Annotated in this window: 22 protein-coding genes and 1 pseudogene; 12 read left to right on the forward strand and 11 right to left on the reverse strand. The window is 72.7% G+C overall.

The genetic code is table 11. The features are described from left to right. Nucleotides 1–10 precede the first annotated feature (10 nt). Nucleotides 11–88 (forward strand): annotated as a pseudogene (locus AC07DA_RS16885) (excalibur calcium-binding domain-containing protein); the annotation flags it as partial. A gap of 93 nt (nt 89–181) precedes the next feature. Then, on the forward strand, nt 182–700 hold the full coding sequence (locus AC07DA_RS16890) for an NUDIX hydrolase (protein ID WP_479128825.1): 519 nt from the start codon (nt 182–184) through the stop codon (nt 698–700). 454 nt (nt 701–1,154) lie between these two features. Here the strand turns inward: AC07DA_RS16890 and ppdK are convergent, their stop codons facing one another. Further along, complete coding sequence (gene ppdK, locus AC07DA_RS16895; protein WP_479128827.1) at nt 1,155–3,902, reverse strand: pyruvate, phosphate dikinase; 2,748 nt, start codon at nt 3,900–3,902, stop codon at nt 1,155–1,157. Nucleotides 3,903–4,308: 406 nt separating this feature from the next. After that, nucleotides 4,309–5,511, reverse strand: coding sequence for an ROK family protein (locus tag AC07DA_RS16900; RefSeq protein WP_479128829.1), 1,203 nt, complete (start codon nt 5,509–5,511; stop codon nt 4,309–4,311). Between the two features lie 121 nt (nt 5,512–5,632). Here AC07DA_RS16900 and AC07DA_RS16905 point away from each other — a divergent pair, with 121 nt between their 5' ends. The 3 genes from AC07DA_RS16905 (at nt 5,633) to AC07DA_RS16915 (ending at nt 10,926) form a co-directional block, all read left to right on the forward strand. After that, nucleotides 5,633–7,048, forward strand: a complete 1,416-nt coding sequence (locus tag AC07DA_RS16905; RefSeq protein WP_479128831.1) for an MGH1-like glycoside hydrolase domain-containing protein — start codon at nt 5,633–5,635, stop codon at nt 7,046–7,048. After that, nucleotides 7,045–8,982, forward strand: coding sequence for an amylo-alpha-1,6-glucosidase (locus tag AC07DA_RS16910; protein ID WP_479128833.1), 1,938 nt, complete (start codon nt 7,045–7,047; stop codon nt 8,980–8,982). Before AC07DA_RS16905 ends, AC07DA_RS16910 begins: the two co-directional genes overlap by 4 nt. Nucleotides 8,983–9,138: 156 nt before the next feature. Next, a complete protein-coding gene (locus tag AC07DA_RS16915) occupies nt 9,139–10,926 on the forward strand; it encodes an alkaline phosphatase family protein (protein ID WP_479128835.1) in 1,788 nt (595 codons plus the stop codon). On the opposite strand, the gene dusB is transcribed toward AC07DA_RS16915, so the two are convergent. Next, nucleotides 10,927–12,060 carry a tRNA dihydrouridine synthase DusB gene (gene dusB, locus AC07DA_RS16920; protein WP_479128837.1) on the reverse strand — a complete coding sequence of 378 codons (1,134 nt, stop codon included), beginning with the start codon at nt 12,058–12,060 and terminating at the stop codon, nt 10,927–10,929. Between the two features lie 78 nt (nt 12,061–12,138). Here dusB and AC07DA_RS16925 point away from each other — a divergent pair, with 78 nt between their 5' ends. Continuing rightward, entirely contained in the window at nt 12,139–13,599 is a 1,461-nt protein-coding gene (locus AC07DA_RS16925; protein ID WP_479128839.1) for an MFS transporter, read from the forward strand. A gap of 157 nt (nt 13,600–13,756) precedes the next feature. Then, nucleotides 13,757–13,963, forward strand: a complete 207-nt coding sequence (locus AC07DA_RS16930) for a hypothetical protein (RefSeq protein ID WP_479128841.1) — start codon at nt 13,757–13,759, stop codon at nt 13,961–13,963. 19 nt (nt 13,964–13,982) lie between these two features. Here the strand turns inward: AC07DA_RS16930 and AC07DA_RS16935 are convergent, their stop codons facing one another. The 5 genes from AC07DA_RS16935 to AC07DA_RS16955 all read right to left on the reverse strand — a co-directional run bounded on the left by AC07DA_RS16935 (nt 13,983) and on the right by AC07DA_RS16955 (nt 18,774). Further along, complete coding sequence (locus tag AC07DA_RS16935; RefSeq protein ID WP_479128843.1) at nt 13,983–14,840, reverse strand: GNAT family N-acetyltransferase; 858 nt, start codon at nt 14,838–14,840, stop codon at nt 13,983–13,985. Nucleotides 14,841–14,961: 121 nt separating this feature from the next. Beyond that, the gene (locus tag AC07DA_RS16940) at nt 14,962–15,549 is read right to left on the reverse strand and encodes a TetR/AcrR family transcriptional regulator (protein ID WP_479128845.1); all 588 of its coding nucleotides are present in this window, start codon (nt 15,547–15,549) and stop codon (nt 14,962–14,964) included. Nucleotides 15,550–15,574: 25 nt separating this feature from the next. After that, complete coding sequence (locus AC07DA_RS16945; protein WP_479128847.1) at nt 15,575–16,579, reverse strand: aldo/keto reductase; 1,005 nt, start codon at nt 16,577–16,579, stop codon at nt 15,575–15,577. A gap of 60 nt (nt 16,580–16,639) precedes the next feature. Continuing rightward, nucleotides 16,640–17,254 carry a LysE family translocator gene (locus AC07DA_RS16950; protein WP_479128849.1) on the reverse strand — a complete coding sequence of 205 codons (615 nt, stop codon included), beginning with the start codon at nt 17,252–17,254 and terminating at the stop codon, nt 16,640–16,642. A gap of 137 nt (nt 17,255–17,391) precedes the next feature. After that, on the reverse strand, nt 17,392–18,774 hold the full coding sequence (locus tag AC07DA_RS16955) for a glycine--tRNA ligase (protein ID WP_383322718.1): 1,383 nt from the start codon (nt 18,772–18,774) through the stop codon (nt 17,392–17,394). A 171-nt stretch (nt 18,775–18,945) separates the two neighbouring features. Here AC07DA_RS16955 and AC07DA_RS16960 point away from each other — a divergent pair, with 171 nt between their 5' ends. From AC07DA_RS16960 to AC07DA_RS16975, 4 genes are read left to right on the forward strand one after another with little or no spacing between them, the layout of a single operon-like run. After that, nucleotides 18,946–19,926 carry a metal ABC transporter substrate-binding protein gene (locus AC07DA_RS16960; protein ID WP_479128852.1) on the forward strand — a complete coding sequence of 327 codons (981 nt, stop codon included), beginning with the start codon at nt 18,946–18,948 and terminating at the stop codon, nt 19,924–19,926. A gap of 20 nt (nt 19,927–19,946) precedes the next feature. Further along, on the forward strand, nt 19,947–20,714 hold the full coding sequence (locus AC07DA_RS16965) for a metal ABC transporter ATP-binding protein (protein ID WP_479128854.1): 768 nt from the start codon (nt 19,947–19,949) through the stop codon (nt 20,712–20,714). Further along, nucleotides 20,714–21,616 carry a metal ABC transporter permease gene (locus AC07DA_RS16970; RefSeq protein WP_479128856.1) on the forward strand — a complete coding sequence of 301 codons (903 nt, stop codon included), beginning with the start codon at nt 20,714–20,716 and terminating at the stop codon, nt 21,614–21,616. The genes AC07DA_RS16965 and AC07DA_RS16970 overlap by 1 nt, the downstream gene beginning before the upstream one ends. 58 nt (nt 21,617–21,674) lie before the next feature. Continuing rightward, on the forward strand, nt 21,675–22,094 hold the full coding sequence (locus tag AC07DA_RS16975) for a Fur family transcriptional regulator (RefSeq protein WP_479128858.1): 420 nt from the start codon (nt 21,675–21,677) through the stop codon (nt 22,092–22,094). 68 nt (nt 22,095–22,162) lie between these two features. Here AC07DA_RS16975 and AC07DA_RS16980 read toward each other — a convergent pair whose 3' ends face one another. From AC07DA_RS16980 to AC07DA_RS16990, 3 genes are read right to left on the reverse strand one after another with little or no spacing between them, the layout of a single operon-like run. Continuing rightward, the gene (locus AC07DA_RS16980) at nt 22,163–22,996 is read right to left on the reverse strand and encodes an isoprenyl transferase (protein ID WP_479128860.1); all 834 of its coding nucleotides are present in this window, start codon (nt 22,994–22,996) and stop codon (nt 22,163–22,165) included. Nucleotides 22,997–23,030: 34 nt separating this feature from the next. Next, a complete protein-coding gene (recO, locus tag AC07DA_RS16985) occupies nt 23,031–23,777 on the reverse strand; it encodes a DNA repair protein RecO (protein ID WP_094056176.1) in 747 nt (248 codons plus the stop codon). A 26-nt stretch (nt 23,778–23,803) separates the two neighbouring features. Further along, a complete protein-coding gene (locus AC07DA_RS16990) occupies nt 23,804–24,019 on the reverse strand; it encodes a hypothetical protein (RefSeq protein WP_436729156.1) in 216 nt (71 codons plus the stop codon). 490 nt (nt 24,020–24,509) lie between these two features. Here AC07DA_RS16990 and AC07DA_RS16995 point away from each other — a divergent pair, with 490 nt between their 5' ends. Beyond that, nucleotides 24,510–25,991, forward strand: a complete 1,482-nt coding sequence (locus AC07DA_RS16995) for an alpha/beta hydrolase (protein WP_479128863.1) — start codon at nt 24,510–24,512, stop codon at nt 25,989–25,991. Nucleotide 25,992 lies beyond the last annotated feature (1 nt).

The following is a 25,992-nucleotide window of genomic DNA, read 5'->3' on the forward strand; positions in this document are numbered from 1 at the left end:
CGCCGAAGGTGCTAACCCACGGCGCGGTGAACCCGGGTACGCCTCACACCCGGACCGTGACGACGACGGAGTCGCCCGCGAGACCTGAACCGGACCCGCCGGTGACCATCGGCCCGTCCGGCCGTTCCACCGGTTGGGCAGTTCGTCGTGGACTGCCCGGCCGAGGGAAGGGAACACCACCGTGGACACGACCGCGCCCGCCACCGACGTACCGCGCGTGCTGCCGCGTGCCGAGTGGGTCAAGACGCTGCCGCAGACCATCGTCGCGTCCTGCGTCCTGCTGCTCGACGCGCGGGACCGGGTCCTGCTGCTGCGCTACGCCGCGGGCCAGCCCGGTGCCGGGCTCTGGGGCCTGCCGGGCGGCATGCTCGACCACGGCGAGGACCCCCTCGGGGCCGCCTGCCGGGAAGTGCACGAGGAGACCGGGATCGTGCTGGACGGCACGCCCCGGCTCATCGGCTACGACCACCGGGCCGACGTCAAGGGCACGGGCCCCGTGATCGACTTCTACTACTACGGCGGCAGGCTGCCCGCCGAACCGGCCGTCCGGCGCAGCGGCGAGCACGACGACCACGGCCTGTTCGCCCTCGACGAGCTCGGCTCCACCGCCCTGCTGCCCCCGCTGCCCGCCCTGACCGCCCTGCACACCGCGGCCCTCACGGGCGCCGTCGTGGCGCTGCGGGAGGGCCTGCCGCGGTGACCGGGACGCGCCGGGCCCGGGGCCGCCGCCGCGGCGGCCCTCGCGTCGCCCCCGGCCGCCGGGCGGCTCACGCGCTCGGCCGTCCGGCGCCGGGCAGCGCGCCGGGGCCGTCCCCGTACGCTCCCAGCCGCGCGGCGGGCGGGGGCGTACGGGCGGGCCCGCCCCGGCACCGGCCGTCCGGTGCCGGGCACTCCCCGCTCCCGGCGGGCGGCGGACCGGCCGATGCCGGAGCGGAAAGGGTCAGCGCGCGCACAAGAAGGCCCACCGACGCGGACGCGGCACGCCGGCACCGGTGCCCGGCCCGCACCGGCCACGCACCCGTGCCCGCCCGGCGCGGCGCGAGAGCGGGGCCCCGCCTCCGCACAGGTGGGGCCCCGCTCCTCTTCGTGCTCCGGAGCCGCCGCGATCGGTGAGGGTCGGGGACCGTCGGCGGCTCCGGGTCCGTGCGCCCCGGCTAGCGGTGGTCGCTGCCCTGGGACTGGACGGCCGCCCGGCCCGCTTCCAGGCGGGCGACCGGGATGCGGAAGGGGGAGCAGGAGACGTAGTCGAGTCCGACCTCGTGGAAGAAGTGGACCGACTCCGGGTCGCCGCCGTGCTCGCCGCAGACGCCGAGCTTGAGGTCGGGCCGGGTCTCGCGGCCGGCCTTGGCGGCCAGCTTCACCAGGGAGCCGACGCCGTCCTTGTCGATCGTCTCGAACGGGGAGACGCCGAAGATGCCCTTCTCCAGGTACGCGGTGAAGAAGCTCGCCTCCACGTCGTCCCGGGAGAAGCCCCACACCGTCTGGGTGAGGTCGTTCGTGCCGAAGGAGAAGAACTGCGCGGCCTCGGCGATCTGACCGGCGGTCAGGGCGGCGCGCGGCAGTTCGATCATCGTGCCGATGGACAGCTTCAGCTCGGCGCCGGAGGCCGCCTCGACCTCGGCGATGACCTTGTCGGCCTCCTCCCGCACGATCTCCAGCTCCTGGACCGTGCCCACCAGCGGGATCATGATCTCGGCGCGCGGGTCGCCCTTGGCGGCCTTGCGCTCGGCCGCGGCCTCGGCGATCGCCCGGACCTGCATGGTGAACAGGCCGGGGATGACCAGGCCGAGCCGTACACCGCGCAGGCCGAGCATCGGGTTCTGCTCGTGCAGCCGGTGGACCGCCTGGAGGAGCCGGAGCTCGTTCTCGTGCGGTTCCTGGCGGGACTCGGCGAGGGCGACACGCACCGACAGCTCGGTGATGTCGGGCAGGAACTCGTGCAGCGGCGGGTCGAGCAGGCGGATGGTGACCGGCAGGCCGTCCATCGACTCGAAGAGCTGCACGAAGTCCTGCTTCTGCAGCGGCAGCAGCTGCTTGAGGGACTCCTCGCGCTCGGCGTCGGTGTCGGCCAGGATCAGCCGCTCCACCAGCTCGCGGCGGTCGCCGAGGAACATGTGCTCGGTGCGGCACAGGCCGATGCCCTGGGCGCCGAAGCGGCGGGCGCGCAGCGCGTCCTCGGCGTTGTCGGCGTTGGCGCGGACCCGCAGGCGGCGCTTGCGGTCGGCGAAGGCCATCATGCGGTGCACGGCCTCGACGAGTTCGTCGGCGTCGTCGGCGCCCGGGTGCATCCGGCCCTCGAAGTACTCCACGACCGGCGACGGCACGACCGGCACCTCGCCGAGGTAGACCTTGCCCGTGGAGCCGTCGATGGAGACGACGTCGCCCTCCTCGACGACGTGTCCGCCCGGCACGGTCATCCGGCGGCGCTTGGTGTCGACCTCCAGCTCCTCGGCGCCGCAGACACAGGTCTTGCCCATGCCGCGGGCGACGACGGCCGCGTGGGAGGTCTTGCCGCCGCGGGAGGTCAGGATGCCCTCGGCGGCGATCATGCCGTCCAGGTCGTCGGGGTTGGTCTCGCGGCGGATCAGGATGACCTTCTCGCCGGAGCGGGACCACTTGACGGCCGTGTAGGAGTCGAAGACGGCCTTGCCGACCGCCGCGCCCGGGGAGGCCGCGATGCCGCGCCCGACCTGCTCGACCTTGGCGCCCTCGTCGAAGCGCGGGAACATCAGCTGCGCGAGCTGGGCGCCGTTGACGCGGGTGAGCGCCTCGGCCTCGTCGATCAGGCCCTGGTCCACCAGCTGGGTCGCGATGCGGAAGGCCGCGCCCGCGGTGCGCTTGCCGACGCGGGTCTGCAGCATCCACAGCACCCCGCGCTCGATGGTGAACTCGATGTCGCAGAGATCCTTGTAGTGGTTCTCCAGGGTCTCCATGATCTGCATGAGCTGGTCGTACGACTTCTTGTCGATGCGCTCCAGCTCGGCGAGCGGCACGGTGTTGCGGATGCCGGCGACGACGTCCTCGCCCTGCGCGTTCTGCAGGTAGTCGCCGTAGACGCCCTGCTGGCCGGAGGCGGGGTCGCGGGTGAAGGCGACGCCGGTGCCGGAGTCGGGGCCGAGGTTGCCGAAGACCATGGAGCAGACGTTGACGGCCGTGCCCAGGTCGTGCGGGATGCGCTCCTGGCGGCGGTAGAGCTTGGCCCGGTCGCCGTTCCAGGAGTCGAAGACGGCCTTGATGGCGAGGTCCATCTGCTCGCGCGGGTCCTGCGGGAAGTCCCGCCCGGCCTCGGTCTTGACGATCTTCTTGAACTTGGTGACGAGCTTCTTGAGGTCGGCGGCCTCCAGCTCGGTGTCGTCCGTGACCTTCTTGGCCGCCTTCGCCGCCTCCAGCGCGTCCTCGAACAGCTCGCCGTCGACACCCAGGACGGTCTTGCCGAACATCTGGATGAGGCGGCGGTAGGAGTCCCACGCGAAGCGCTCGTCGCCGGCCTGCTTGGCCAGGCCCTGCACGGACTTGTCGGACAGGCCGATGTTGAGGACGGTGTCCATCATGCCGGGCATGGAGAACTTGGCGCCCGAACGCACCGACACCAGCAGCGGGTCGTCGGCCTGGCCGAGCTTCTTGCCCATGCGGGCCTCCAGCGCGTCGAGGTGCGCACTCACCTCGTCACGCAGTGCCGCCGGTTCCTCGCCACTGTCCAGGTAGACCTTGCAGGCCTCGGTGGTGATGGTGAAGCCGGGCGGGACCGGAAGGCCGAGGTTCGTCATCTCGGCGAGGTTCGCGCCCTTGCCACCGAGGAGGTCCTTGAGGTCCTTGTTGCCCTCGGTGAAGTCGTAAACGAACTTCACGCCCTCAACACTCTTACCGTGCTCAGCTACGTGGGGATCTTTGTTTTCCGACACGGGTCTCGACTCCTCGAGGACGCGGTGGCTGCCCTGACGGCGAGGAACATACCCAGATCAAAGGCGTCTGGGGAGGTCCACTCGCGCGTCATGCGCCTGTAACCACTCGTCCGCCAGCGGATCGAAAGTCAAGGCGCGACAAGCGATCACAGCCGCATGTTTTCACTTCTTGAACGCGAGAGCCTTCCTCGAACCTCGCGTGCGCTCACATGAGCGGTCATTCCGCACATTTGATTTCGCTCGATGAACGATCAAAGGGTGGCACTCAGTGCCACCCTTTGGAGAAGTGCAGCCGCTCAAGATCCGCTCATCTGAGCGCAACCCTTATCAAGGGTGGCGAGAATCACGCTGCCACAGCCGACCGGATTTCACCATGCGGACGCGTCTTCGGGCGGAAACGCGCCCGTCACACCCCGAGCGCGCGCAGCCGCTCCTCGACCCGCTCGGGCGCGTAGAGGTGCTCCACGACCATCGCACCCGCCCCCACCAGGCCCGCCCGCTCGCCCAGCCGCGCGGTGACGACGTCGAGGTGGGCGGTGGAGCGGGGCAGCGCCCGCTGGTAGAGCAGCTCGCGCACGCCCGTCAGGAAGGGTGTTCCGGCCAGATCCCCGGCGATCATCAGCACGCCGGGGTTGAGCAGGGTCACCACGGTCGCAAGGACGTCCCCGACCCGGCGCCCGGCCTCCCGGGCGAGTCCGACCGCCTCCGGGTGCCCCGAGGCCAGCAGGTCCCGCACGTCCGAGCCGGAGGCGGCCGGCACCCCGGCCTCCGCGAGCCGCCGCGCGACCGCTCCGCCGCTCGCGACGGCGGCCAGACAGCCGTAGGAGCCGCAGCGGCACAGCGCCTGGGCGCCCTCGGGCACCCGGATGTGCCCGATGTCCCCCGCGCCGCCGTCGACGCCGCGGAACACCGAGCCGTCGACCACGACCCCCGCGCCGATACCGGTGGAGACCTTGACCAGCACGAAGGCGGAGCAGTCGGGATAGCCGGTGCGCTGCTCGCCGTACGCCATGAGGTTGGCGTCGTTGTCCACCAGGACCGGCACCGGGCCCGCGCCGGTGTGCTCGGTGAGGGCGCGGGCCGTCCGGCCCCTTAGGTCGTAGCCGTCCCAGCCGGGCATGATCGGCGGCTGGACGACGCGCCCGGTGTCGCTGTCGACCGGCCCGGGCACCGCGAGGCCGACCCCGCACACCGCCTCCGCCCCCTGGCCGGCCTTCGTCAGCAACTCGGCGAACCAGCGGCCCAGTTCGCCGAGCACCACGTCCGGCCCGTCCTCGACGACGAGGGTGCCGGAGTGCTCGGCGAGGATCTCGCCGCTCAGCGACAGCACGGCCGCCCGGGCGTGCCGGGTGTCCAGGTCGGCGGCCAGGACCACCGCGTGCTCGTCGTCGAACTCCAGCGTGATGGAGGGCCGTCCGCCCAGCGGGGAGTCCACCGGCCCGCCGGCGCCCTCGCGCAGCCAGCCCGCGCGGAAGAGCCGGTCCAGGCGCTGCCCGACGGTCGCCCGGGACAGTCCGGTCGCCTGCTGCAGCGCACCCCGGGTCGTGGCGCGGCGACTGCGCACCAGTTCGAGCAGATCGCCGGCGCTGCCCTGACCGCGTCCCGTCATGCACACCCCCTTGTGTTTCCCAACCCTGCATTACATAGTGGGTTTTGCGTGTTAAATAGACGTAACTCTACGGTAGCTCTTGCCGGTCCCGGTCAGGAGTACGGCCTTGGGAGAGCCCCGAGTGGATCGCACCGCCCAGCTCACCCCGCGCCCCGCGGGGCGCGGGATCGCATACGGCCCGGCCGCCTCGGCGCCCTGCCTGCGGGCCGGGGCCGCACAGGTGCTGGAGGACAACTGGACGGGCAGGTCCACCGTGCCCTCACGCGGCCTGTATCCGCACCAGTGGTCGTGGGACTCGGCGTTCATCGCGATCGGCCTGCGGCACCTGTCACCGTTACGGGCCCAGACGGAGCTGGAGACGCTGCTCGCGGCGCAGTGGGGGGACGGGCGGATCCCGCACATCGTCTTCAACCCCTCCGTCCCGCTCGACGCGTACTTCCCGAGCCCCGACTTCTGGCGCTCGTCGTCCGCCGGGCGCGCCGCGGGCGCCCCGCGCACCGTACAGACCTCCGGGATCGTGCAGCCACCGGTCCACGCGCTGGCCGTCTGGCTCGTGCACCTCGCCGACCCCGGCCTGTCCCGGGCGCGCGGCTTCCTCACCCGGGCCTACCCCCGGCTCGCCGCCTGGCACCGCTACCTGCTGCACCGGCGCGACCTGGGCGGCGGCGGCCTGGTCTGCGTGGTGCACCCCTGGGAACAGGGCATGGACAACAGCCCCTGCTGGGACCGCCCGCTGTCCCGGATCACCCCGGCCCCGGCCCGCTCCTTCCGCCGCGCCGACCTCGCCCACGGCGCGCCCGAGGACCGGCCGACCGACCTGGACTACGGGCGCTACGTGCGGCTGGCGGTGGACTACCGGGACGGCGGATACGCCGACGGGCGGGGCGAGTTCGCCGTCGAGGACCCCGCCTTCAACGCGCTGCTCATCGCCTCCGAGTACGCCCTGGCCCGGATCGCCGGCGAACTGGGCGCCCCGGGCCGGGACCGGGCCGCCGCCCGCGCCGGGCGGCTGACGGCGGCACTGGTGGAGCGGCTGTGGGAACCGGCCGCGGGCATGTTCCTGTGCCGGGACGTGCGCGCCGGGGAGCCGATCCCCGAGCGCGGGGTCTCCGGGCTGATCCCGCTGCTGCTGCCGGACCTCCCGCGCGACCTCGCGGCCACCCTGGTCCGCACGGTCTGCGGCCCGCACTTCGGCCTCGGCGGCACGACCCGCCTGGTCCCCAGCTACGACCTGCTCGGCGACGCCTTCGACGCGCACCGCTACTGGCGCGGCCCGGCCTGGTTCAACACCAACTGGCTGCTGGAGCGCGGACTGCGGCTGCACGGCGAGCGCGGCCGGGCCGACGCCCTGCGCAGGGGCATCCTGCACACCGCCGGCGCCTCCGGCTTCGCGGAGTACGTCGACCCGCACACGGCACAGCCCTGCGGCGCCACCGGCTTCGGCTGGACGGCCGCACTCGCACTCGATCTGCTGCACGACCGTCCCGCAGGGGACCGGCACGGCCTCACGGCGATCATGGGAGGGGACCGGGGATGACGGACCGGCATCATCTGCTCGTGCACGGCCAGACGTTCGCCGCCGTGGGCGATCGCGGCGACATCAGCGGCTACCGGGGTGGCAGCACCCCGGACGGCATGTTCGTACGGGACGCGCGGCACCTGAGCCGGTGGCAGCTCACCGTCGACGGCGCCGTGCCGGAGACCCTGACACCGGTGGCCGACGGGGACACCGCGCGCTGTGTCCTCGTCCCGCGCGGCGGCCGCGACGAGCCGCCCGCGTACACGCTCTTCCGCGAACAGGCCGTCGGCGACGCCTCGTTCGTGGAGTCGCTGCGCCTCACCAGCAACCGGCCGGTGCCGACGACGGTCCGCCTCGCGGTCACGGCCGACGCCGACTTCACCGACCAGTTCGAACTGCGTTCCGACCACCGCACCTACACCAAGGCCGGTGCCGTCCGCTCCCGTCAGGTCCTCGGCCACGGCGTGGAGTTCGTCTACCGGCGCGGCGAGTGGCGTTCGGTGACGAGCGTGACGGCCGAGCCCCGGCCCGACGCCGTGGAGGAGACCGGCACCGGCGCCCGCCGCCTGGTGTGGACCGTGCACCTCGGCCCGCACGACAGCGCCGAGCTGGTGCTGCGGGTCGTCGCCCGCCCGCACGGCGACAAGCGCGCCCTGCGCGTGCCCCGCTCCCCCGCCGCCGTCCAGGAGCACCTCATCGCCCGGGAGGGCGCGTTCATGGAGGGCGTGGCGTTCCCGAGCGGCTGGCCGGAGCTGGCCGCGGCCTGCGCGCGGGGCCTGGCGGACCTGGCCGCGCTCCAGGTCCCGGCGACCGGCCCGGACGGCGAGGAACTGCGCGTCCCGGCGGCCGGCGCCCCGTGGTTCCTCACGCTGCTGGGCCGGGACGCCCTGCTGACGTCGCTGTTCGCCCTGCCCTACCGGCCGGGACTGGCCGCCGCGACCCTGCCCGCGCTCGCCGCGACCCAGGCCACCCGCGCCGGCGCCGACGAGGTCGCCCAGCCGGGGAAGATCGTGCACGAGGTGCGCCACGGCGAGCTGGCCCACTTCGGCCAGGTCCCCTACCGCCGCTACTACGGCTCGGTCGACGCCACCCCGCTGTTCCTCGTCCTGCTCGGCGCCTACACCGAGCACACCGGCGAGACGGCCCTGGCCCGGCGCCTGGAACCGCACGCCCGCGCGGCCGTCGGCTGGATGCTCGACCACGGCGGCCTCACCTCGCGCGGCTACCTGGTCTACCGCGCCGACCGCGGCGGCCTCGCCAACCAGAACTGGAAGGACTCCCCCGGCGCCATCTGCTCCGCCGACGGCACCCGCCCGCACGGCCCGGTCACGGCGGCGGGCGCCCAGGGCTACGCCTACGACGCGCTGCGCCGCACGGCGTGGCTCGCGCGCGCGGTGTGGCAGGACGGGACGTACGCGGAGCTGCTCGAACAGGCGGCGGGTGATCTGCGCGACCGGTTCCAGCGGGACTTCTGGATGCCGGAGCGGTCCTTCCCGGCGCTCGCGCTCGACGGCCGCGGCGACCGGGTCGACGCGCTCGCCTCCGACGCCGGGCACCTGCTGTGGTCGGGCCTGCTGGACAAGGAGTACGGCGAACTGGTCGGGCGGCGCCTGCTGGAGCCCGACTTCTTCTCCGGCTGGGGCGTGCGCACCCTGGCCGCCGGGCAGCCGGCGTACCACCCGCTCTCCTACCACCGCGGTTCCGTCTGGCCGCACGACAACGCGCTGATCGCCCTGGGCCTGGCCCGCTACGGACTGCACGACGAGGCCCGGGCGATCGCCCACGGCCTGGTCGACGCGGCGTCCGTGACCGGGCACCGGCTGCCGGAGGTGCTCGCCGGGTACGGCCGGGACACCCATCCGGAGCCGGTGCCCTACCCGCACGCGTGCGTACGCGAGTCCCGGTCGGCGTCGGCCCCCTTGGCGCTGCTCACCGCGGTCGGCGGCGCCTGACGAGGGCCGGTTGGCCGTCCGTTCGCCCGGTGTTCGCCGAGTGGCGGCCCGCCGGGCTGAACGCACCCGGCGGACGCCCCGTACGGAACGGAGGCGGACCCGTCCCCCCACGCGGGTCCGCCACTTCGCCGGGTTTCGTACGGGAAGGACCTCCGGGTGCCTGTCTTCACACGCCTTGGCCAGTCGTCGCGCTCGGGCAGTCCGGGGGCCGGACCCGGGACGGGGCGGGAGGGGGCCCCAGCGGAGGAGGCCCGGGCTGCCGCGCCCGGGCCCCGGCTCGCGCACCTGCGCGCCTGGCGCACCCGTCGTCCCCGGGCCGCCCGCGCCCTCCACCTCGCCACCACCGCCCTCGCGGCCGTCCTGGTCCTCGGCGTGCTGCTCCTGCCCAACACCCTGCCCGCCCTCGAAGCGGTCAGCTTCACCCGCGTCCCGGCGGAGGCGGTCATCGGCGCCGTCGTCGTGCTGGCACTGCCCCGCCGGCCCCGGCTGGCCGCCGCCGTGCTCTACGGGCTCGGCCTCACGGCGCTGACCGCCGTGAACCTGCTCGACATGGGGTTCAACGAGTACCTGGGTCGGGGCTTCAACGCCGCGCTCGACTGGGACCTGCTGCCCGACGCGCAGGCCTACGTCCGGGACACGCTGGGCGGCACCGTCGCGACCGCGGCCGCCGCCGGCGCGGTCGCGCTGATCGTGCTGCTCGCCGCCGTGCTGGTCGCGGCCTCGGTCCGGCTCGCCGAGACGCTGGCCCGCCACCGGGTCCCGGCGACCCGGGGCGCCCTGGCGGCCGGCACCGTCTGGGTCACCTGCTCCGCCCTGGGGCTCACCCTGTTCGGCGGGCCGATCGCCTCCGAGCGGGCGGCCGGCGCCCTCCGGGTGCACGCGCAGCGCACGGTGGAGTCACTGCGGGACGAGGCGGCGTTCACCCGGCAGGCGAAGGCGGACAGCTTCGGCGCCACCCCGCCCGATCAGCTCCTGCCCGACCTGCGCGGCAAGGACGTGATCTTCACGTTCATCGAGAGCTACGGCCGCAGCGCACTGGAGGATCCGGTCATGGCCCCCGGCGTCGGCCGGACCCTCGCCACCGGCACCGAGTCCCTGGCGAAGGCCGGCTTCCACGCCCGCAGCGGCTGGCTGACCTCGGCGACGTTCGGCGGCAGCAGCTGGCTCGGCCACTCCACGACCATGTCCGGCCTGTGGATCGACAACCAGCGGCGCTACCGCACGGTCACTGCGGGCGACCACCTCACCCTCACCAAGGCCTTCCAGAAGACCGGCGCGTGGGACACGGTCGGCGTCATGCCGGGTGTGCAGAAGGGCTGGCCGGAGGAGGAGTGGTACGGCCTCGACCGGCTCTACGACGCCTTCGACCTGGGCTACCGGGGGCCGAAGTTCAGCTGGTCGACCATGCCCGACCAGTACGCCCTGGAGGCGTTCCAGCGCCGGGTGCACGGCGCGGAACGCGACAAGCCGCTGATGGCGTTCGTGATCCTGACGTCCAGTCACCAGCCCTGGGCGCCCCTGCCGCGGATGGTCGGCTGGGACGAGCTCGGCGACGGCTCGGTCTTCGACGCGATCGAGAAGGCCGGCAACAAGGCCTCCGACGTCCTCACCGACACCGCCAAGTCCCGCCAGGAGTACGGGAAGTCCATCCAGTACTCGCTCACCGGCCTCACCCAGTGGCTGGAGCGCTACGGCACCGACGACACCGTCCTGGTCTTCCTCGGCGACCACCAGCCCATCGCCCGGGTCAGCGGCGCCCGGGCCTCCCGTGACGTGCCCATCTCCGTCGTCGCCAGGGACCCGGAGGTCCTGGAGAGGATCGGCGACTGGAACTGGACCGAGGGCCTCAAGCCGGACCGGGACGCGCCGGTGTGGCGGATGGACGCCTTCCGCGACCGCTTCCTGAAGGCGTACGGCTCCACACCGCGCCCCTCGAAGGGCTGATCAGCCGCCGGAGGTGTCGAGTTCGGCGTCCTCGCCGACGCCGGCGCAGTCGTAGGGGTCCTTCAGCCAGCCGTCCGGCAGCACCACGCGGTTGTTGCCCGAGGTGCGGCCGCGCGGTCCGTCGGCGCCGGCGGGCCAGGGCTGATCGAGGTCCAGTTCGTCCAGGCCGGAGCGGAGTTCCGCCAGGGACGAGGTGATCGCGAGCCGCTTGCGCATCTCGGAGCCCACCGCGAAGCCCTTGAGGTACCAGGCGACGTGCTTGCGGAAGTCGATCACACCCCGGGACTCGTCGCCGATCCACTCCCCGAGCAGCGTGGCGTGCCGGACCATGACGTCGGCGACCTCGCGCAGGGTGGGCCGGGCGATGTCCTCGGTGCGGCCCTCGAAGGCGGCCACCAGGTCGGCGAAGAGCCACGGCCGCCCCAGGCAGCCCCGGCCCACGACCACACCGTCGCAGCCGGTCTCGCGCACCATCCGCAGGGCGTCCCCGGCCGACCAGATGTCGCCGTTGCCGAGCACCGGGATCTCCGGGACGTGCTCCTTGAGCCGGGCGATGGCGTCCCAGTCGGCGGTGCCGCCGTAGTGCTGCGCGGCGGTGCGGCCGTGCAGGGCGATGGCGGTGACCCCCTCCTCGACGGCGATCCGGCCGGCGTCGAGGTAGGTGATGTGGTCGTCGTCGATGCCCTTGCGCATCTTCATCGTCACGGGCAGCTCGCCGGCGCCGCTGACGGCCTCGCGCAGGATCGCCCGCAGCAGGTTCCGCTTGTACGGCAGCGCGGAGCCGCCGCCCTTGCGGGTGACCTTCGGCACGGGGCAGCCGAAGTTCAGGTCGATGTGGTCGGCGAGGTCCTCCTCCGCGATCATGCGGACGGCCTTGCCGACGGTGACCGGGTCCACACCGTAGAGCTGGATCGACCGGGGCCGCTCCGTCGCGTCGAAGTGGATGAGCTGCATGGTCTTCTCGTTGCGCTCGACCAGCGCCCTGGTGGTGATCATCTCGCTGACGAACAGTCCCTTGCCGCCGCTGAACTCCCGGCACAGCGTGCGGAAGGGCGCGTTGGTGATCCCGGCCATGGGGGCCAGGACGACGGGCGGCTGGACGGTGTGCGGGCCGATCTGCAGGGGCGTGGACATCTCTCCATTGTGCCGTGCAATGACTTGGCAAAATTCATTAGTTAGCCACACTATCGAAGTCGGCGTACGATGGAGCCCATGCCCGAGCCCAGTCCCCGCCGCCGCGCGCTGGTGCTCGCGATCTGCTGCATGAGCCTGCTGATCGTGAGCCTGGACAACACGGTCCTGAACGTGGCCCTGCCGTCCCTGCAGCAGGACCTGGACGCCGGCACGTCGGGCCTGCAGTGGACCATCGACGCCTACACGCTGGTACTGGCGTCGCTGCTGATGCTCGCGGGCTCCACCGCCGACCGGATCGGCCGCAAGCGCGTCTTCATGGCGGGCCTGGTCGTCTTCACGCTCGGTTCGGTGCTGTGCTCCCTCGCGCCGAGCCTGGAGGCGCTGGTCGCCTTCCGGATGGTCCAGGCGGTGGGCGGCTCGATGCTCAACCCGGTCGCCATGTCGATCATCACCAACACGTTCACGGACCCGCGCGAGCGGGCCCGGGCGATCGGCGCCTGGGGCGCGGTCGTCGGCATCTCCATGGCCGCCGGTCCGCTGGTCGGGGGCCTGCTGGTGGAGTCGGTCGGCTGGCGCTCGATCTTCTGGATCAACCTGCCGGTGGGCCTGGCGGCCCTGCTGCTGACCCTGCGCTTCGTCCCCGAGTCCCGCGCGCCCCGGGCCCGCCGCCCGGACCCGGTGGGGCAGGTCCTGGTGATCGCGCTGTTCGGTTCGCTGACGTACACGATCATCGAGGCGCCCAGCACGGCCTTCGCGTCCCTGGCCCCGCCGGCGGTGCTCGCCCTGGCCGCCCTCGCCGCCTTGCTCTGGTACGAGCCGCGCCGCACGGAGCCCCTGATCGACCTGCGCTTCTTCCGTTCGGCTCCGTTCAGCGGGGCGACCGTCGTCGCCGTCAGCGCCTTCGCGGCGCTCGGCGGCTTCCTCTTCCTGTCGACGCTGTACCTGCAGAACGTACGGGGTCTGACCGCCCTGGAGGCGGGGCTGTGGATGCTCCCGATGGCGGTGCCGACGTTCCTGTGCGCGCCGCTGTCCGGCCGTCTGGTCGGCACGCGCGGGCCCCGGCTGCCCCTGGTGATCGCGGGCCTCGCGATGACGGCGAGCGCGGTGCTCTTCGCCGCGTTCGAGGCCGAGACGTCGAACGTCACGCTCTGCGCCGGCTACGTCCTGTTCGGCGTCGGCTTCGGCTTCGTCAACGCGCCCATCACCAACACGGCGGTCTCCGGCATGCCGCGGGCCCAGGCGGGGGTGGCCGCGGCGGTCGCCTCGACGAGCCGGCAGCTCGGGCAGACGCTGGGGGTCGCGGTGGTGGGCGCGGTGCTCGCCTCCGGCGTGGGCGCGTCCTCGTACCGGGAGGCGTTCGTGTCCGCCGCGCGGCCGGGGTGGTGGATCCTCGTGGCGTGCGGCTTCGCGGTGCTGGCGCTCGGGGCCGTGACGAGTGGACGGTGGGCCCGGCGGACCGCGGAGCGGACGGCCGAGCGGCTGGCGACGCCCGACGCGCGGGACGCGGTGGTGACGGCGGAGCGGGCCCAGGGGCGCTGACCGGGCAGGTCGGCGAAGCGGCCGTCCCCTCCTGTCCCGGCGCGCGCGGCGCACGGTCTGACAACTCGCTTCCGGGGAAACCCTGTTATGTCGGTCTCGCCGCACTGCTTGCCGCGAGCCGACCGGACCGGTCGGATTCCTGGACGCGGGAGGCGTCATGGCGCACATCGACACCAGCAAGGTCAGCCGCTGGGACCTGCACGGCCGCGAACACGTGGTGCGGGTGCGGCACACGGGGGCGCAGCGCACGATCAGATGCGACACCTGCGGCTGGCACAGAGGCGCCCAGTTCCTGCCCTGGCTGAAGGCGGAGGAGCACCTGGCCGAGGCCCACCAGGCGACGGTGGACCCGACGGCGGCGTGAGCGGACCGGGGAGGCCGGCCTAGTAGAGGATCGAGGGCAGGTACGCGCCGTCCGGCTGGTTGTAGAGGCCGATGGTCATCAGGCTCAGCAGCTGCACGACCTTCAGGCCGTGGGACAGGCACCAGCGGAGCAGCACGGCGTCGCCCACCGGGACGAGGACGCCCGGGCCGCCGAACCGCGGGGCCGCCGCGATCAGTGCCTGGAGGTCGGGGGTGGTCTCCCCCACGGCGTGCGCGAAGAACGCCAGGTCGGTGGCGTACCCGGTGACGCGGCCCGCTCGCTCCACGATCCGGGCCGTGCCCTGTTTCAGCGCGTCGGCGACCTCACCGCCACGGTCGACGCCGTGGACCTGCCGGCACAGGTCGTTGCAGGCGGCCAGGTCCGCGTCCGTGGCCTCCCGCACCGCGTACCCGGGCAGGGCGCGCCCGATCGGCGGCCCCTGCACACAGGCCACGGTGGCGCGGTGGACGAAGCCGAGGCTCACGTACAGCGAGAACGACCGGTTGTGGTAGCCGCTCTGCAGCAGCCGGATGCCCGGTGCCCCGCGCTCGGCGGCCCGCTCCACCACGTCCCGCATCAGACGGCGGCCCACGCCCGCGTTCTGCACGGCCGGGTCGACCGTGACGGGCCCGACCCCGGCGACCGGCGAGCGTTCGTCGAGGAAGTTGCTGCCGACGGTCCGGCCGTCGAGCTCGGCGACGACACCGTAGAACCCGGGGTGCGTCAGGGCGCCCTCGATCAGCGCGACACCGACCTCGGGGCTCGGGATGTCGGGAGGGAAGGCGTGCTCCTCGGCGACCCCGGCGAAGGCCTCGTAGCAGATGCGGCCGCACTCCGCGGCGTCGTCCGGGGTGCCCGGGCGGAGTGTGAGATCCATGATCGCCATCCCCTTCTGCGCGGCGCTCCCCCGCGGCGACCCGCCCCTCGCTCCCATCCTGTGCCCCGCACGGCCCGAGCGCACCCGGGGGCGCTCCCCCGGCCGGGCCCGCAGCGCTCGATCAGGCCCGCAGCCCCCGCACCAGCACGTCGACGACCGCCGTGAAGTCCGCCTGCGCCCCGGGCTCCTCCCACTCCCGGGCGTAACAGGGGTCGTGGAAACGGCCGGTGGCCTGGAAGACCGCGCGGGCGGTGGCCTCCGGGTCGTCGCAGGAGAAGTCGCCGCTCTCCACGCCCGCCCGGACGATGCGGGTCAACTGGGCGGTCAGGTCGGCGATGTGCTCGCTCACCGCCGTGCCGTTCTCACCCGTCAGGACCGTGTACGTGGCGAACAGCTCCGGGTCCGCGCCCGCCTTGCGGCGCTTGGCGGCGAACAGCGCGGCGAGCCAGGCGCGCAGCCGGGCCTCCGGGGCGCCGTCGCCGGCCGCGATCCCGGACAGTTCCCCGGAGGTGCGGTCCAGCCAGCGCTTGGTGACCGCCTCGCGCAGCGCCGCCTTCGTCCGGAAGTGGCGGTAGACGCTGCCGTGGCTGACGCCGAGCGCGCGGGCCACGTCCACCACGGTGGCCTTCGCCGGGCCGTGGCGGCGCAGCACCTCCTCGGTCGCCTCCAGGATGCGCTCGGCGGTCAGGGTCTCGCTGGTCGGTGCCATGCCCTGACCGTACCCGGAGCCCGGTTCACGCTTCGAGGTGCGCCATCTGCGCCGCCGGGTAGCGGTCGCCGGCGGCGGCTCCGGCGGGCACGGCCTGTTCGACGGCGGCGAGATCGGCCGCGTCCAGCGTCACGTCCAGGGCGCCCAGCGCCTCGCCGAGCCGGTCGCGGCGGCGGGCGCCGACCAGCGGCACGATGTCCGCACCGCGGCTGAGCACCCAGGCGATGGCGATCTGCGCGACGGTGACGCCCTTCCGCTCGGCGATCTTCCGCAGCGCCTCGACGAGACTGAGGTTGTGCGTGAGGTTGTCGCCCTGGAAGCGCGGCGACATCGCCCGGAAGTCGCCCGCGCCCAGCTGCCGGTCCGCCGTGAAGTGGCCGGAGATCAGACCCCGGGAGAGCACTCCGTAGGCCGTGATGCCGATGCCGAGGTCGCGCACGGCCGGCAGGATCTCGGCCTCGATGCCCCGCGAGAGGAGGGAGTACTCGATCTGGAGGTCCGAGATCGGTGCCGTGGCGGCCGCGCGGCGGATGGTCCCGGCGCCGACCTCGCTGAGGCCGATGTGCCGTACGTAGCCCTTGTCGACCAGGTCCGCGATCGCGCCGACCGTCTCCTCGACCGGCACGTCGGGGTCGAGCCGGGCGATGCGGTAGACGTCGATGTGGTCGACGCCCAGCCGCTGCAGGGAGTAGGCGGCGAAGTTCTTCACGGCGGCGGGCCGGCCGTCATAGCCCAGCCAGCTGCCGTCCGGACCGCGCAGGGCCCCGAACTTCACGCTGACCAGGGCCTGTTCGCGCCGGGCGGCGGGGGCCGTGCGCAGCGCCTCGCCGATCAGCAGCTCGTTGTGGCCCATGCCGTAGAAGTCGCCGGTGTCCAGGAGGGTGACGCCCGCTTCGAGCGCCGCGTGGATCGTCGCGAGGGACTCGGCCCGGTCCGCCTCGCCGTACAGGGCGGACATGCCCATGCAGCCGAGTCCGAGGGCGGAGACCTGGGGGCCGGTGGTTCCGAGGGAGCGCGTTCGCATCGTCATGCCGTCCACCCTGACATGACAGCTGACAGATTTCAATATCTGTCATTCAATACTTGTCAGCTACCGGGCCGTGACCGCCAGCTTGGCCCCCAGCGCCACGAACGACCCCGCGAAACCCCGGCGCAGCCAGGCCATGACGCGCGGACGGCTCAGCACGTGGCCGCGCACCGACGCGGCCAGCAGGCCGTACGCGGCGAACACCAGGAAGGTGGCCAGCATGAACACCCCGCCCAGCCCGGCCATCCGCGCCAGCGCGTGCGGCTGCCCCGGGGTCACGAACTGCGGCAGGAACGCGAAGAAGAAGAACGTCAGCTTGGGGTTGAGGATGTTGATCAGCACACCCCGCACGATCACCCGCCGCGCGGACAGCGGCGCGGACGCGCGCTCGCCGGCCCCGAGGGAGTCCTTGTCGCGCAGCGTGGCCCACGCCATGTACAGCAGGTAGGCGACCCCGGCGTACTTCAGCACCTGGAAGGCGGTCGCGCTCGCGTGCAGCAGGGCGGCCAGGCCGGTCACCGTGGCCAGCAGGTGCGGCACGATGCCGAGAGTGCAGCCGACGGCCGCGACGACACCGGCGCGGCGGCCCCGGGAGAGCGCCGCGGCGAGGGTGTAGACGACACCGGTGCCGGGCGTGGCGACGACGATCAGGGTGGTCAGCAGGAAGGCGATGCTCATGCGCCTCACCCTGGTGCGGCCCGGCCGGCGGCGACAGGGCCAATCGCCCTCGCCGGTGCCGGACCACTGAAGCGAGAGAACGCCGGTGCCGGGCCCCTCCTGGGAGGGACCCGGCACCGGCGTACGGGGAAGGGGCGTCAGCAGCCGACCAGGCGGGCCGCCAGGTAGCCCTCGATCTGGTCGAGGGAGACGCGCTCCTGCTTCATCGAGTCACGCTCGCGGACGGTGACCGCGTTGTCCTCCAGCGTGTCGAAGTCGACGGTCACGCAGAACGGCGTGCCGATCTCGTCCTGGCGGCGGTAGCGGCGGCCGATGGCGCCGGCGTCGTCGAACTCGATGTTCCAGTGCTGGCGCAGCGCCTGGGCGAGGCCCTTGGCCTTCGGCGACAGCTCCGGGTTGCGGGACAGCGGCAGGACCGCGACCTTCACCGGGGCGAGGCGGTGGTCGAGGCGCAGCACGGTGCGCTTCTCCATCTTGCCCTTGGCGTTGGGCGCCTCGTCCTCGACGTAGGCGTCCAGCAGGAACGCCAGCATCGCGCGGCCGACGCCGGCCGCGGGCTCGATGACGTAGGGGGTCCAGCGCTCGCCGGCCTCCTGGTCGAAGTACGTCAGGTCCTGGCCGGAGGCCTTGGAGTGGGCGCCGAGGTCGTAGTCCGTGCGGTTGGCCACGCCCTCCAGCTCACCCCACTCGCTGCCGCCGAACTGGAAGCGGTACTCGATGTCGGCGGTGCGCTTGGAGTAGTGGGAGAGCTTCTCCTTCGGGTGCTCGTACCAGCGCATGTTCTCCTCGCGCAGGCCCAGGCCGGTGTACCAGTTCCAGCGCTGCTCCATCCAGTACTCCTGCCACTTCTCGTCCTCGCCCGGCTTGACGAAGAACTCCATCTCCATCTGCTCGAACTCGCGGGTGCGGAAGATGAAGTTGCCGGGCGTGATCTCGTTGCGGAAGGACTTGCCCATCTGGGCGATGCCGAACGGCGGCTTGCGGCGCGAGGTGGTCTGCACCTGCGAGAAGTTGGTGAAGATGCCCTGCGCGGTCTCGGGACGCAGGTAGGCGATGGAGCCGGAGTCCTGGGTCGGGCCGAGGTGCGTGGACAGCAGGCCCGAGAACTGCTTGGGCTCGGTGAACTGGCCCTTGTTGCCGCAGTTGGGGCAGTTGACGTCGGCCAGGCCGTTCTCCGGCAGGCGGTTGTGCTTGGCCTCGTAGGCCTCCTCCAGGTGGTCCGCGCGGAACCGCTTGTGGCAGGAGGTGCACTCGGTCAGCGGGTCCGTGAAGGTGGCGACGTGGCCGGAGGCGACCCAGACCTCGGGGGCCAGGATCACGGACGAGTCGATACCCACGACGTCCTCGCGGGACGTCACCATGTAGCGCCACCACTGGCGCTTGAGGTTCTCCTTGAGCTCGACACCCAGGGGGCCGTAGTCCCAAGCGGCGCGCTGACCGCCGTAGATCTCACTACAGGGGAATACGAAGCCACGGCGCTTGCTCAGGCTGACGATGGTGTCGATCTTGTCGGCGGCCACGGTGCTCTCTTCATTACGACGACGGGCGACGGAGCAGGTTGCTTCCAGCGAATGATTCAGGTTACCGGCGGGGGCGCCCCCTCAATCAAATCGCTCCCCCTCCGCGGCCCTCAAGGCCCCGGTCAGGACGTTTGTTGACAACGGTTTCCATATTTGTTGAAAATGACTGTCATGAACGTACGACGACGCCTCATACCCGCCGCCCTGGCCTCCGCTCTCGGCCTGGGCGCCCTGACCGCCTGCTCCAGCGACAGCGCGGCGACGGGCAACACGGACAAGTTCGACGTCGTCGCCTCCTTCTACCCGATGGCGTTCCTCGCCGAGCAGATCGGCGGCGACCACGTGAACGTCACGAGCCTGACCGAACCCGGTCAGGAACCGCACGACCTGGAGATCAGCACCAAGCAGCGGGCGCAGCTGGAGGAGGCCGACGCGGCCCTCTTCCTCAAGGGCCTGCAGCCCGCCGTCGACGAGGCGGTCGCGCAGACCGGCATCAAGACGAAGATCGACGCGGCCACGCTCACCACCCTCGAGGACCACGGCACCGGCGGCCACAGCCACGAAGGCGAGGAGGGCCACTCCGAGGAAGGCCACGCCGAGGAGGAGGGCCACGCCGAGGAGGAGGAGCACGCCCGCGACCCGCACGTCTGGCTGGACCCGGTGAAGTACGCCGAGGTCGCCGAGGGCGTCGGCAAGGCCTTCGAGAAGGCCGACCCGGAGAACGCGGCCGACTACGGGAAGAACACCGCGGCCCTGGTGAAGAAGCTGAACGACCTCAACGGCGCCTTCGAGAACGGGCTGAGGAACACCAGGACCAAGGTCTTCTTCACCAACCACGCCGCCTTCGGCTACCTCGCCGAGCGCTACGGCCTCACCCAGGAGGCCATCTCCGGCCTCGACCCCGAGAGCGAGCCCAGCGGCGCCCGGGTGCGCGAGCTCCAGGAGGAGGCCAAGGCCGACGGCGTCACCACCGTCTTCTACGAGACACTGGTCTCCGACAAGACCGCGAAGACCCTCGCCCGCGACGCGGACCTGAAGACGGACGTCCTCGATCCCCTGGAGGGCATCACCGACAAGTCCCGCGGCGACGACTACTTCGAGGTCATGGAAGCCAACCTCAAGGCCCTGCAGAAGGCCCTGGGAGCCAAGTGATCGACCCATCGGAGGACGGCATGACCGAGCCCGTCGTATCCCTGCGCGGCGTCCGCGCGGACCTGGGCTCGCGGCCCGTGCTGCGTGGCATCGACCTCACCGTGCGCCGCGGTGAGGTCGTCGCGCTGCTCGGCGCCAACGGCTCGGGCAAGTCGACGGCCGTGCGCAGCGTCATCGGCCAGGTGCAGACCGCCGCCGGCGAGATCCGGCTGTTCGGCACCGAGCGCGCCCGCTTCCGCGACTGGCACCGGGTGGGCTACGTCCCGCAGCGCACCACGGCCGCCTCCGGCGTGCCCGCCACGGTGACCGAGGTGGTCTCCTCCGGCCGTCTGTCCCGGGCCCGCTTCGGCGTGCTGCGCAAGGCCGACCACGCGGCCGTCCGGCGCGCCCTGGACCTCGTCGGCATGGCCGACCGGGCCAAGGACCCGGTCGACGCCCTCTCCGGCGGCCAGCACCAGCGCGTCCTGATCGCCCGCGCGCTGGCCTCCGAACCCGAACTGCTGATCATGGACGAGCCGATGGCGGGCGTCGACCTGGCCAGCCAGGAGGTCCTCGCGCACACCCTGCGGGAGCAGGTCTCGCAGGGCGTGACGGTCCTGCTCGTGCTGCACGAACTGGGACCGCTGGAGCCCCTCATAGACCGGGCGGTCGTCCTGCGGGACGGCTGCGTCGCGCACGACGGGCCGCCCCCGAAGGCCGTCGGACAGCACGCCCTGCCCGGCCACGACCACGTACACCCGCACGCACCGGCGGGCGCCGAACCGATCCGCACGGGACTGCTGAGCTGATGGACCTCCTCGACTACGCCTTCATGCAGCGGGCGCTGCTCGCCGCCGTCCTGGTCGGCATCACCGCCCCCGCGGTCGGCATCTACCTGGTCCAGCGCCGCCAGGCCCTGATGGGTGACGGCATCGGCCACGTGGCGATGACCGGCGTCGGCCTCGGTTTCCTGCTGACCTGGTCCCCGGTGTGGATGGCGACCCTGGTCTCCGTCCTCGGCGCCGTCCTCATGGAGCTGATCCGCTGGTACGGCAAGACCCGCGGCGACATCGCCCTCGCGATGCTCTTCTACGGCGGCATGGCCGGCGGTGTGATGTTCATCAACCTCGCGCCGACGGGCTCCAACGCCAACCTCACCTCGTACCTGTTCGGCTCCCTGTCGACGGTGTCCGAGTCGGACGTCACGGCCATCTGCGTGCTGGCCGCCTTCGTGGTGCTGGTCACCCTTGGCCTGCGCCGGCAGCTGTTCGCGGTCAGCCAGGACGAGGAGTTCGCGCGGGTGACGGGCCTGCCGGTGCGCGCCCTGAACCTGCTCACGGCGATCACCGCGGCCGTCACCGTGACGGTGGCGATGCGCGTGGTCGGCCTGCTCCTGGTGAGCGCGCTGATGGTGGTGCCCGTCGCGGCCGCCCAGCAGATCGCCCGCAGCTTCGCCGCGACCTTCGTCGTCGCCGTGGCCATCGGGGTGAGCGTGACGATCGGCGGCACGGTCACCTCGTACTACCAGGACGTGCCGCCCGGCGCGACGATCGTGCTGCTGACCATCGGCGCCTTCCTCGTGCTGACGGCGGTCGCGGCCCCGCTGGCCCGCCGCCGCGCCCGGGCCCGGGCCGCCGAGCAGGGCGCGGGCGACCCCACCGAGTGCGCGATTCCGGGCAGCCGGGAGTCGGCCGACGAGGTCGGCGTCTGACCGCCCCCACGCCGGGCTGGCACAATGGCCCGGGCAAGGCAGACGTGAGGAGGCAACGGTGACGACCGCTGGACCGTCCGTGAAGGGCCGCGCCACCAAGCAGCGGGCCGCTGTGGCGGCGGCCCTGCAGGAGGTCGACGAGTTCCGCAGCGCGCAGGAACTGCACGACATGCTCAAGCACAAGGGCGACTCGGTCGGGCTCACCACGGTCTACCGCACCCTGCAGTCCCTCGCCGACGCCGGTGAGGTCGACGTCCTGCGCACCGCCGACGGCGAGTCGGTCTACCGCCGCTGCTCCACCGACGACCATCACCACCACCTGGTGTGCCGCGGCTGCGGCAAGGCCGTCGAGGTGGAGGGCCCGGCCGTGGAGAAGTGGGCCGAGGCCATCGCCGCCGAGCACGGCTTCGTGAACGTGGCCCACACCGTGGAGATCTTCGGCACCTGCGCCGACTGCGCGGCCGCCTCCGGCGGCTGAGCCGCCGTCCGCCGCGGACGCCGCCGGTTGGGGCGCGGTTTTCGAGGGGAACCGCGCCCCAACCGTGCCTACTCCTGCTTGCCCTCCATGGCCAGCAGCTCCTCGTTCGGGATCGCCCCGCCGAAGCGCCGGTCCCGGGAGGCGAACTCCAGGCAGGCCCGCCACAGGTCGCGCCGGTCGAAGTCCGGCCACAGCACGTCCTGGAAGACCATCTCGGCGTAGGCGCTCTGCCAGATCAGGTAGTTGGAGGTGCGCTGCTCGCCGCTCGGGCGCAGGAACAGGTCCACGTCCGGCATGTCCGGGTAGTACATGTACTTCGCGAAGGTCTTCTCGGTGACCTTGGACGGGTCGAGCCTTCCGCTGCGCACGTCCTCCGCGAGCGCCTTCGCCGCGTCGGCGATCTCGGCGCGGCCGCCGTAGTTCATGCAGAAGTAGAGGGTCAGCCGGTCGTTGCCCTTGGTCTGCTCCTGGGCGATCTGGAGCTCCTTGGCGACGGACCGCCACAGCTTCGGCATCCGCCCGACCCAGCGCACCCGCACGCCCAGTTCGTCGAGCTGGTCCCGGGTCTTGCGGATGAAGTCGCGGTTGAAGTTCATCAGGAAGCGCACCTCGTCGGGCGAGCGCTTCCAGTTCTCGGTGGAGAAGGCGTACAGGGAGATGGCGCCCACGCCCATCTCGATGGCGCCCTGCAGGACGTCCAGCACGCGCTCGGCGCCGACCTTGTGCCCCTCGGTGCGCGGCAGGCCGCGGTCCTTGGCCCAGCGGCCGTTGCCGTCCATGACGATCGCCACATGCTGCGGTACGAGCTCCCCGGGGAGCTTCGGCGGCCGCGCGCCGGACGGGTGCGGCTCCGGCGTCCTGTACTCCCGGCGCTGACGCCCCAGGATCCCGCGTACGGCCATGTGTGTCTCGTCTCCTCGTGCTTGCTTGCTTCGGTTACTTCTCGACGTAGCGCAGCGAGCGCAGGCCGCGCTCCATGTGCCAGTGCAGATAGGCGGACACCAGCCCGCTGCCCTCCCGGACGTGGCGCGCCTCGCACGCGTCGGCGGTCTCCCAGTCTCCCGTGAGCAGCGCGCCGAGGAGTTCCAGGGCCTGGGGCGAGGGTACGACGCTGCCGGGCACCCGGCAGTCCACGCAGACGGAACCGCCCGAGGCGACCGAGAAGAACCGGTTGGGGCCGGGCATCCCGCACTTCGCGCAGTCGCTGAAGGTCGGGGCGTAGCCGTTCACGGCGAGGGAGCGGAGCAGGAACGCGTCGAGCACGAGGTGCGGCGCGTGCTCGCCCCGGGCCAGGGTGCGCAGGGCTCCGACGAGCAGCAGGTACTGCTGCACGGCCGGCTCGCCCTCGTGGTCGGTGAACCGCTCGGCGGTCTCCAGCATGGCGGTGCCGGCGGTGTACCGCGCGTAGTCGGTGACGATGCCGCCGCCGTAGGGCGCGATGGTCTCGCTCTGGGTGCACAGCGGCAGCCCGCGGCCGACCAGCTCGCTGCCCTTGGCGAAGAACTGCACGTCGACGTGGGAGAAGGGTTCGAGGCGCGCGCCGAACTTGGACTTGGTCCGGCGCACGCCCCGGGCCACGGCGCGTACCCGGCCGTGACCGCGCGTGAGCAGCGTGATGATCCGGTCCGCCTCACCCAGCTTCTGGGTGCGCAGCACGATGCCGTCGTCGCGGAACAGACTCATGGCGCCATTCTCGCAGGGTCAGCGCGTCAAGGGACCTCGCCCCTGCTGCGGGCGTTGGCGTACGCGGTCGCCGCGCGCAGCCGCTCGGCCGGGGTGGCGTGCCGGACGACGCCGGGGTCGGCGTCCCACTCCTTTCCGCCCCCGTAGGGCCGCAACTGCACGTAGGGTCCCTCATGCCCCATGACGATGCCGATGCGCCCGCTGCGGGTGTCGACGACGTAGGCGCCGACGGGGGGCTTCACCGCACCACCGCCACGGCCGGGCGGGCGGGCCGGGCGGAAGGCCGGACCGATTCCGCGAGCGGGCAGGGAGCGTCCCGCACACGACGCACCGGGTCGAGTTCCGGTGACGTCCGGGACGTTCCGGTCCTGACGCGTTCTGCCCGCAGTTCTTTCACCGTGTCCTCCGCTTCTTCGGCGCGAGCGCCGAGTGTCGTGCCTCCACCGTGCTCCCCCTCCTCGCGGAGTTTCACTCTTCGCATCCTTTCGGTGACTCTCCGCGTCTACACTCGGGAAGGGTCTGTGTCGTACAACTGCGGGGCGGCACAAAGAGGTTCGTCATGATCGAATCGTGGACACGCGCGTACGGAAGGGCGGCGGCGGTGACGCGCCCACCGGGGACGGCCACCGGCCGGAGCCTTCGTCTCCCCGCGGTCACCGGGGGTAAACCCCCGGCGGAAAGCGGGAGTTGGCCGGATGGGGAGCGGGGGCGGGACCGCGTCAGGATCGGCCCATGGACAAGAAGCAGCTCACGCGCCACGCCTCACTCGCCGCGGCCTCCGCGCTCCTGCTCTCCCTCGCCGCCCCGCTGACCGCGTCCGCCGGCACCCCCGAGGCGCTCACGTGGTCCGCCTGCCGGGGCGGCGGACTCGACCCCAGGCAGCAGTGCGCCACCGTCGAGGTCCCGATGGACTACTCCGACCCGGACGGGCGGACCATCGAGATCGCCGTCTCCCGCATTCCGAGCGAGAAGCCCTCGGCGCGCCGCGGCGCGCTGTTGCTCATCCCCGGCGGTCCGGGCGGGGAGAGTCTCTCCGACCCCTCCGGCAAGGGGCAGAAGCTGCCGCAGAAGGTGCGCGACGCCTACGACCTCATCGGCTTCGCGCCGCGCGGCATGGCGCCCTCCACCGCCGTCGACTGCAAGCTCGACCCGGCCGACCTCAGTATGACCAGGCTCCTGCCCTGGCCCGCCCCGGACGGCTCCGTCGCCGGGAACATGGCCACCGCCCGGCGCGTGGTCAAGGCCTGCGACCGCAACGGCGGTGAGCTGATCCGGCACATCAGCACCGCCAACGAGGCCCGCGACCTCGACCGCGTCCGGGCCGCGCTCGGGGAGCCGAGGATCTCCGCGTGGGGCGTCTCGTACGGCACGTACGTCGGCGCCGTGTACGGGCAGTTGTTCCCGCACCGCACCGACCGCATCGTGCTGGACAGCAACGACGACCCCGATCCGGCCCGGGTGACCCGCGGCTGGCTCGCCGCCTTCGAGACCGGGGTCGAGGACACCTTCCCCGAGTTCGCCGCGTGGGCCTCCCGGCCCGGGAATCCGTACCGGCTCGCCCGCACGCCTGCCGAGGTGCGCTCGGGCTTCCTGCGGCTCGCCGCGCGGCTGGACCGTGCGCCGCTGCCCTGGCCCGGCGCCGTCCCGGACCGGCTGGACGGCACCGCGCTGCGCCAGACCATGCTGAGCAGCCTCTACGACCCCGACGACTATCCGGTCCTGGCCCGGACGGTCCTGGCCGCCCGCAGGGGGACCGTGCCGCCGGTGCCCGAGTCGCCGCCCGAGCCGGTGCTCCAGAACGTCGCCGCGGTCAGTGCGGGCACGGTGTGCAACGACGTCGACTGGCCGGACTCCGCCGACGCCTACCAGCGGGCCGTCCTCGTAAGCCGGGCGAAGTTCCCGCTCACGGCGGGCATGCCGCGCGGGCCGATGGTGTGCGCGGCGCTGCCGTACGGGCCGGCGGAACCGGCCGTGCGGATCACCGACCGCGGGCCGTCCAACGTCCTGCTCGTGCAGAACGAGCGGGATGTCGCCACCCCGCTCAGCGGCGCCGTGAGGCTCCGCCGGGCCCTCGGCGACCGGGCCGTCATGGTCACCGTGGACTCCACGGGCCACGGGGCCTACCTGGCCAACGGCAACGCCTGCGGCGACCGGGCGGTCTCCCGCTTCCTCGCCACCGGCAAGCGGCCCGGGTCCGACCTGTACTGCCCGTGAC

The sequence above is a fragment of the Streptomyces sp. NPDC044921 genome (assembly GCF_056432865.1).

Excerpts from the sequence above, each read along its gene's own strand:
- dusB (WP_479128837.1), bottom strand. The coding sequence starts at position 12,060 with ATGTCCACGCCCCTGCAGATCGGCCCGCACACCGTCCAGCCGCCCGTC.
- AC07DA_RS16950 (WP_479128849.1), bottom strand. The coding sequence starts at position 17,254 with ATGAGCATCGCCTTCCTGCTGACCACCCTGATCGTCGTCGCCACGCCC.
- AC07DA_RS16935 (WP_479128843.1), bottom strand. The coding sequence starts at position 14,840 with ATGGATCTCACACTCCGCCCGGGCACCCCGGACGACGCCGCGGAGTGC.
- AC07DA_RS16925 (WP_479128839.1), top strand. The coding sequence starts at position 12,139 with ATGCCCGAGCCCAGTCCCCGCCGCCGCGCGCTGGTGCTCGCGATCTGC.
- AC07DA_RS16930 (WP_479128841.1), top strand. The coding sequence starts at position 13,757 with ATGGCGCACATCGACACCAGCAAGGTCAGCCGCTGGGACCTGCACGGC.
- AC07DA_RS16910 (WP_479128833.1), top strand. The coding sequence starts at position 7,045 with ATGACGGACCGGCATCATCTGCTCGTGCACGGCCAGACGTTCGCCGCC.
- AC07DA_RS16995 (WP_479128863.1), top strand. The coding sequence starts at position 24,510 with ATGGACAAGAAGCAGCTCACGCGCCACGCCTCACTCGCCGCGGCCTCC.
- AC07DA_RS16945 (WP_479128847.1), bottom strand. The coding sequence starts at position 16,579 with ATGACGATGCGAACGCGCTCCCTCGGAACCACCGGCCCCCAGGTCTCC.
- AC07DA_RS16960 (WP_479128852.1), top strand. The coding sequence starts at position 18,946 with ATGAACGTACGACGACGCCTCATACCCGCCGCCCTGGCCTCCGCTCTC.
- recO (WP_094056176.1), bottom strand. The coding sequence starts at position 23,777 with ATGAGTCTGTTCCGCGACGACGGCATCGTGCTGCGCACCCAGAAGCTG.
- AC07DA_RS16900 (WP_479128829.1), bottom strand. The coding sequence starts at position 5,511 with ATGACGGGACGCGGTCAGGGCAGCGCCGGCGATCTGCTCGAACTGGTG.
- AC07DA_RS16980 (WP_479128860.1), bottom strand. The coding sequence starts at position 22,996 with ATGGCCGTACGCGGGATCCTGGGGCGTCAGCGCCGGGAGTACAGGACG.
- AC07DA_RS16970 (WP_479128856.1), top strand. The coding sequence starts at position 20,714 with ATGGACCTCCTCGACTACGCCTTCATGCAGCGGGCGCTGCTCGCCGCC.
- AC07DA_RS16940 (WP_479128845.1), bottom strand. The coding sequence starts at position 15,549 with ATGGCACCGACCAGCGAGACCCTGACCGCCGAGCGCATCCTGGAGGCG.
- AC07DA_RS16965 (WP_479128854.1), top strand. The coding sequence starts at position 19,947 with ATGACCGAGCCCGTCGTATCCCTGCGCGGCGTCCGCGCGGACCTGGGC.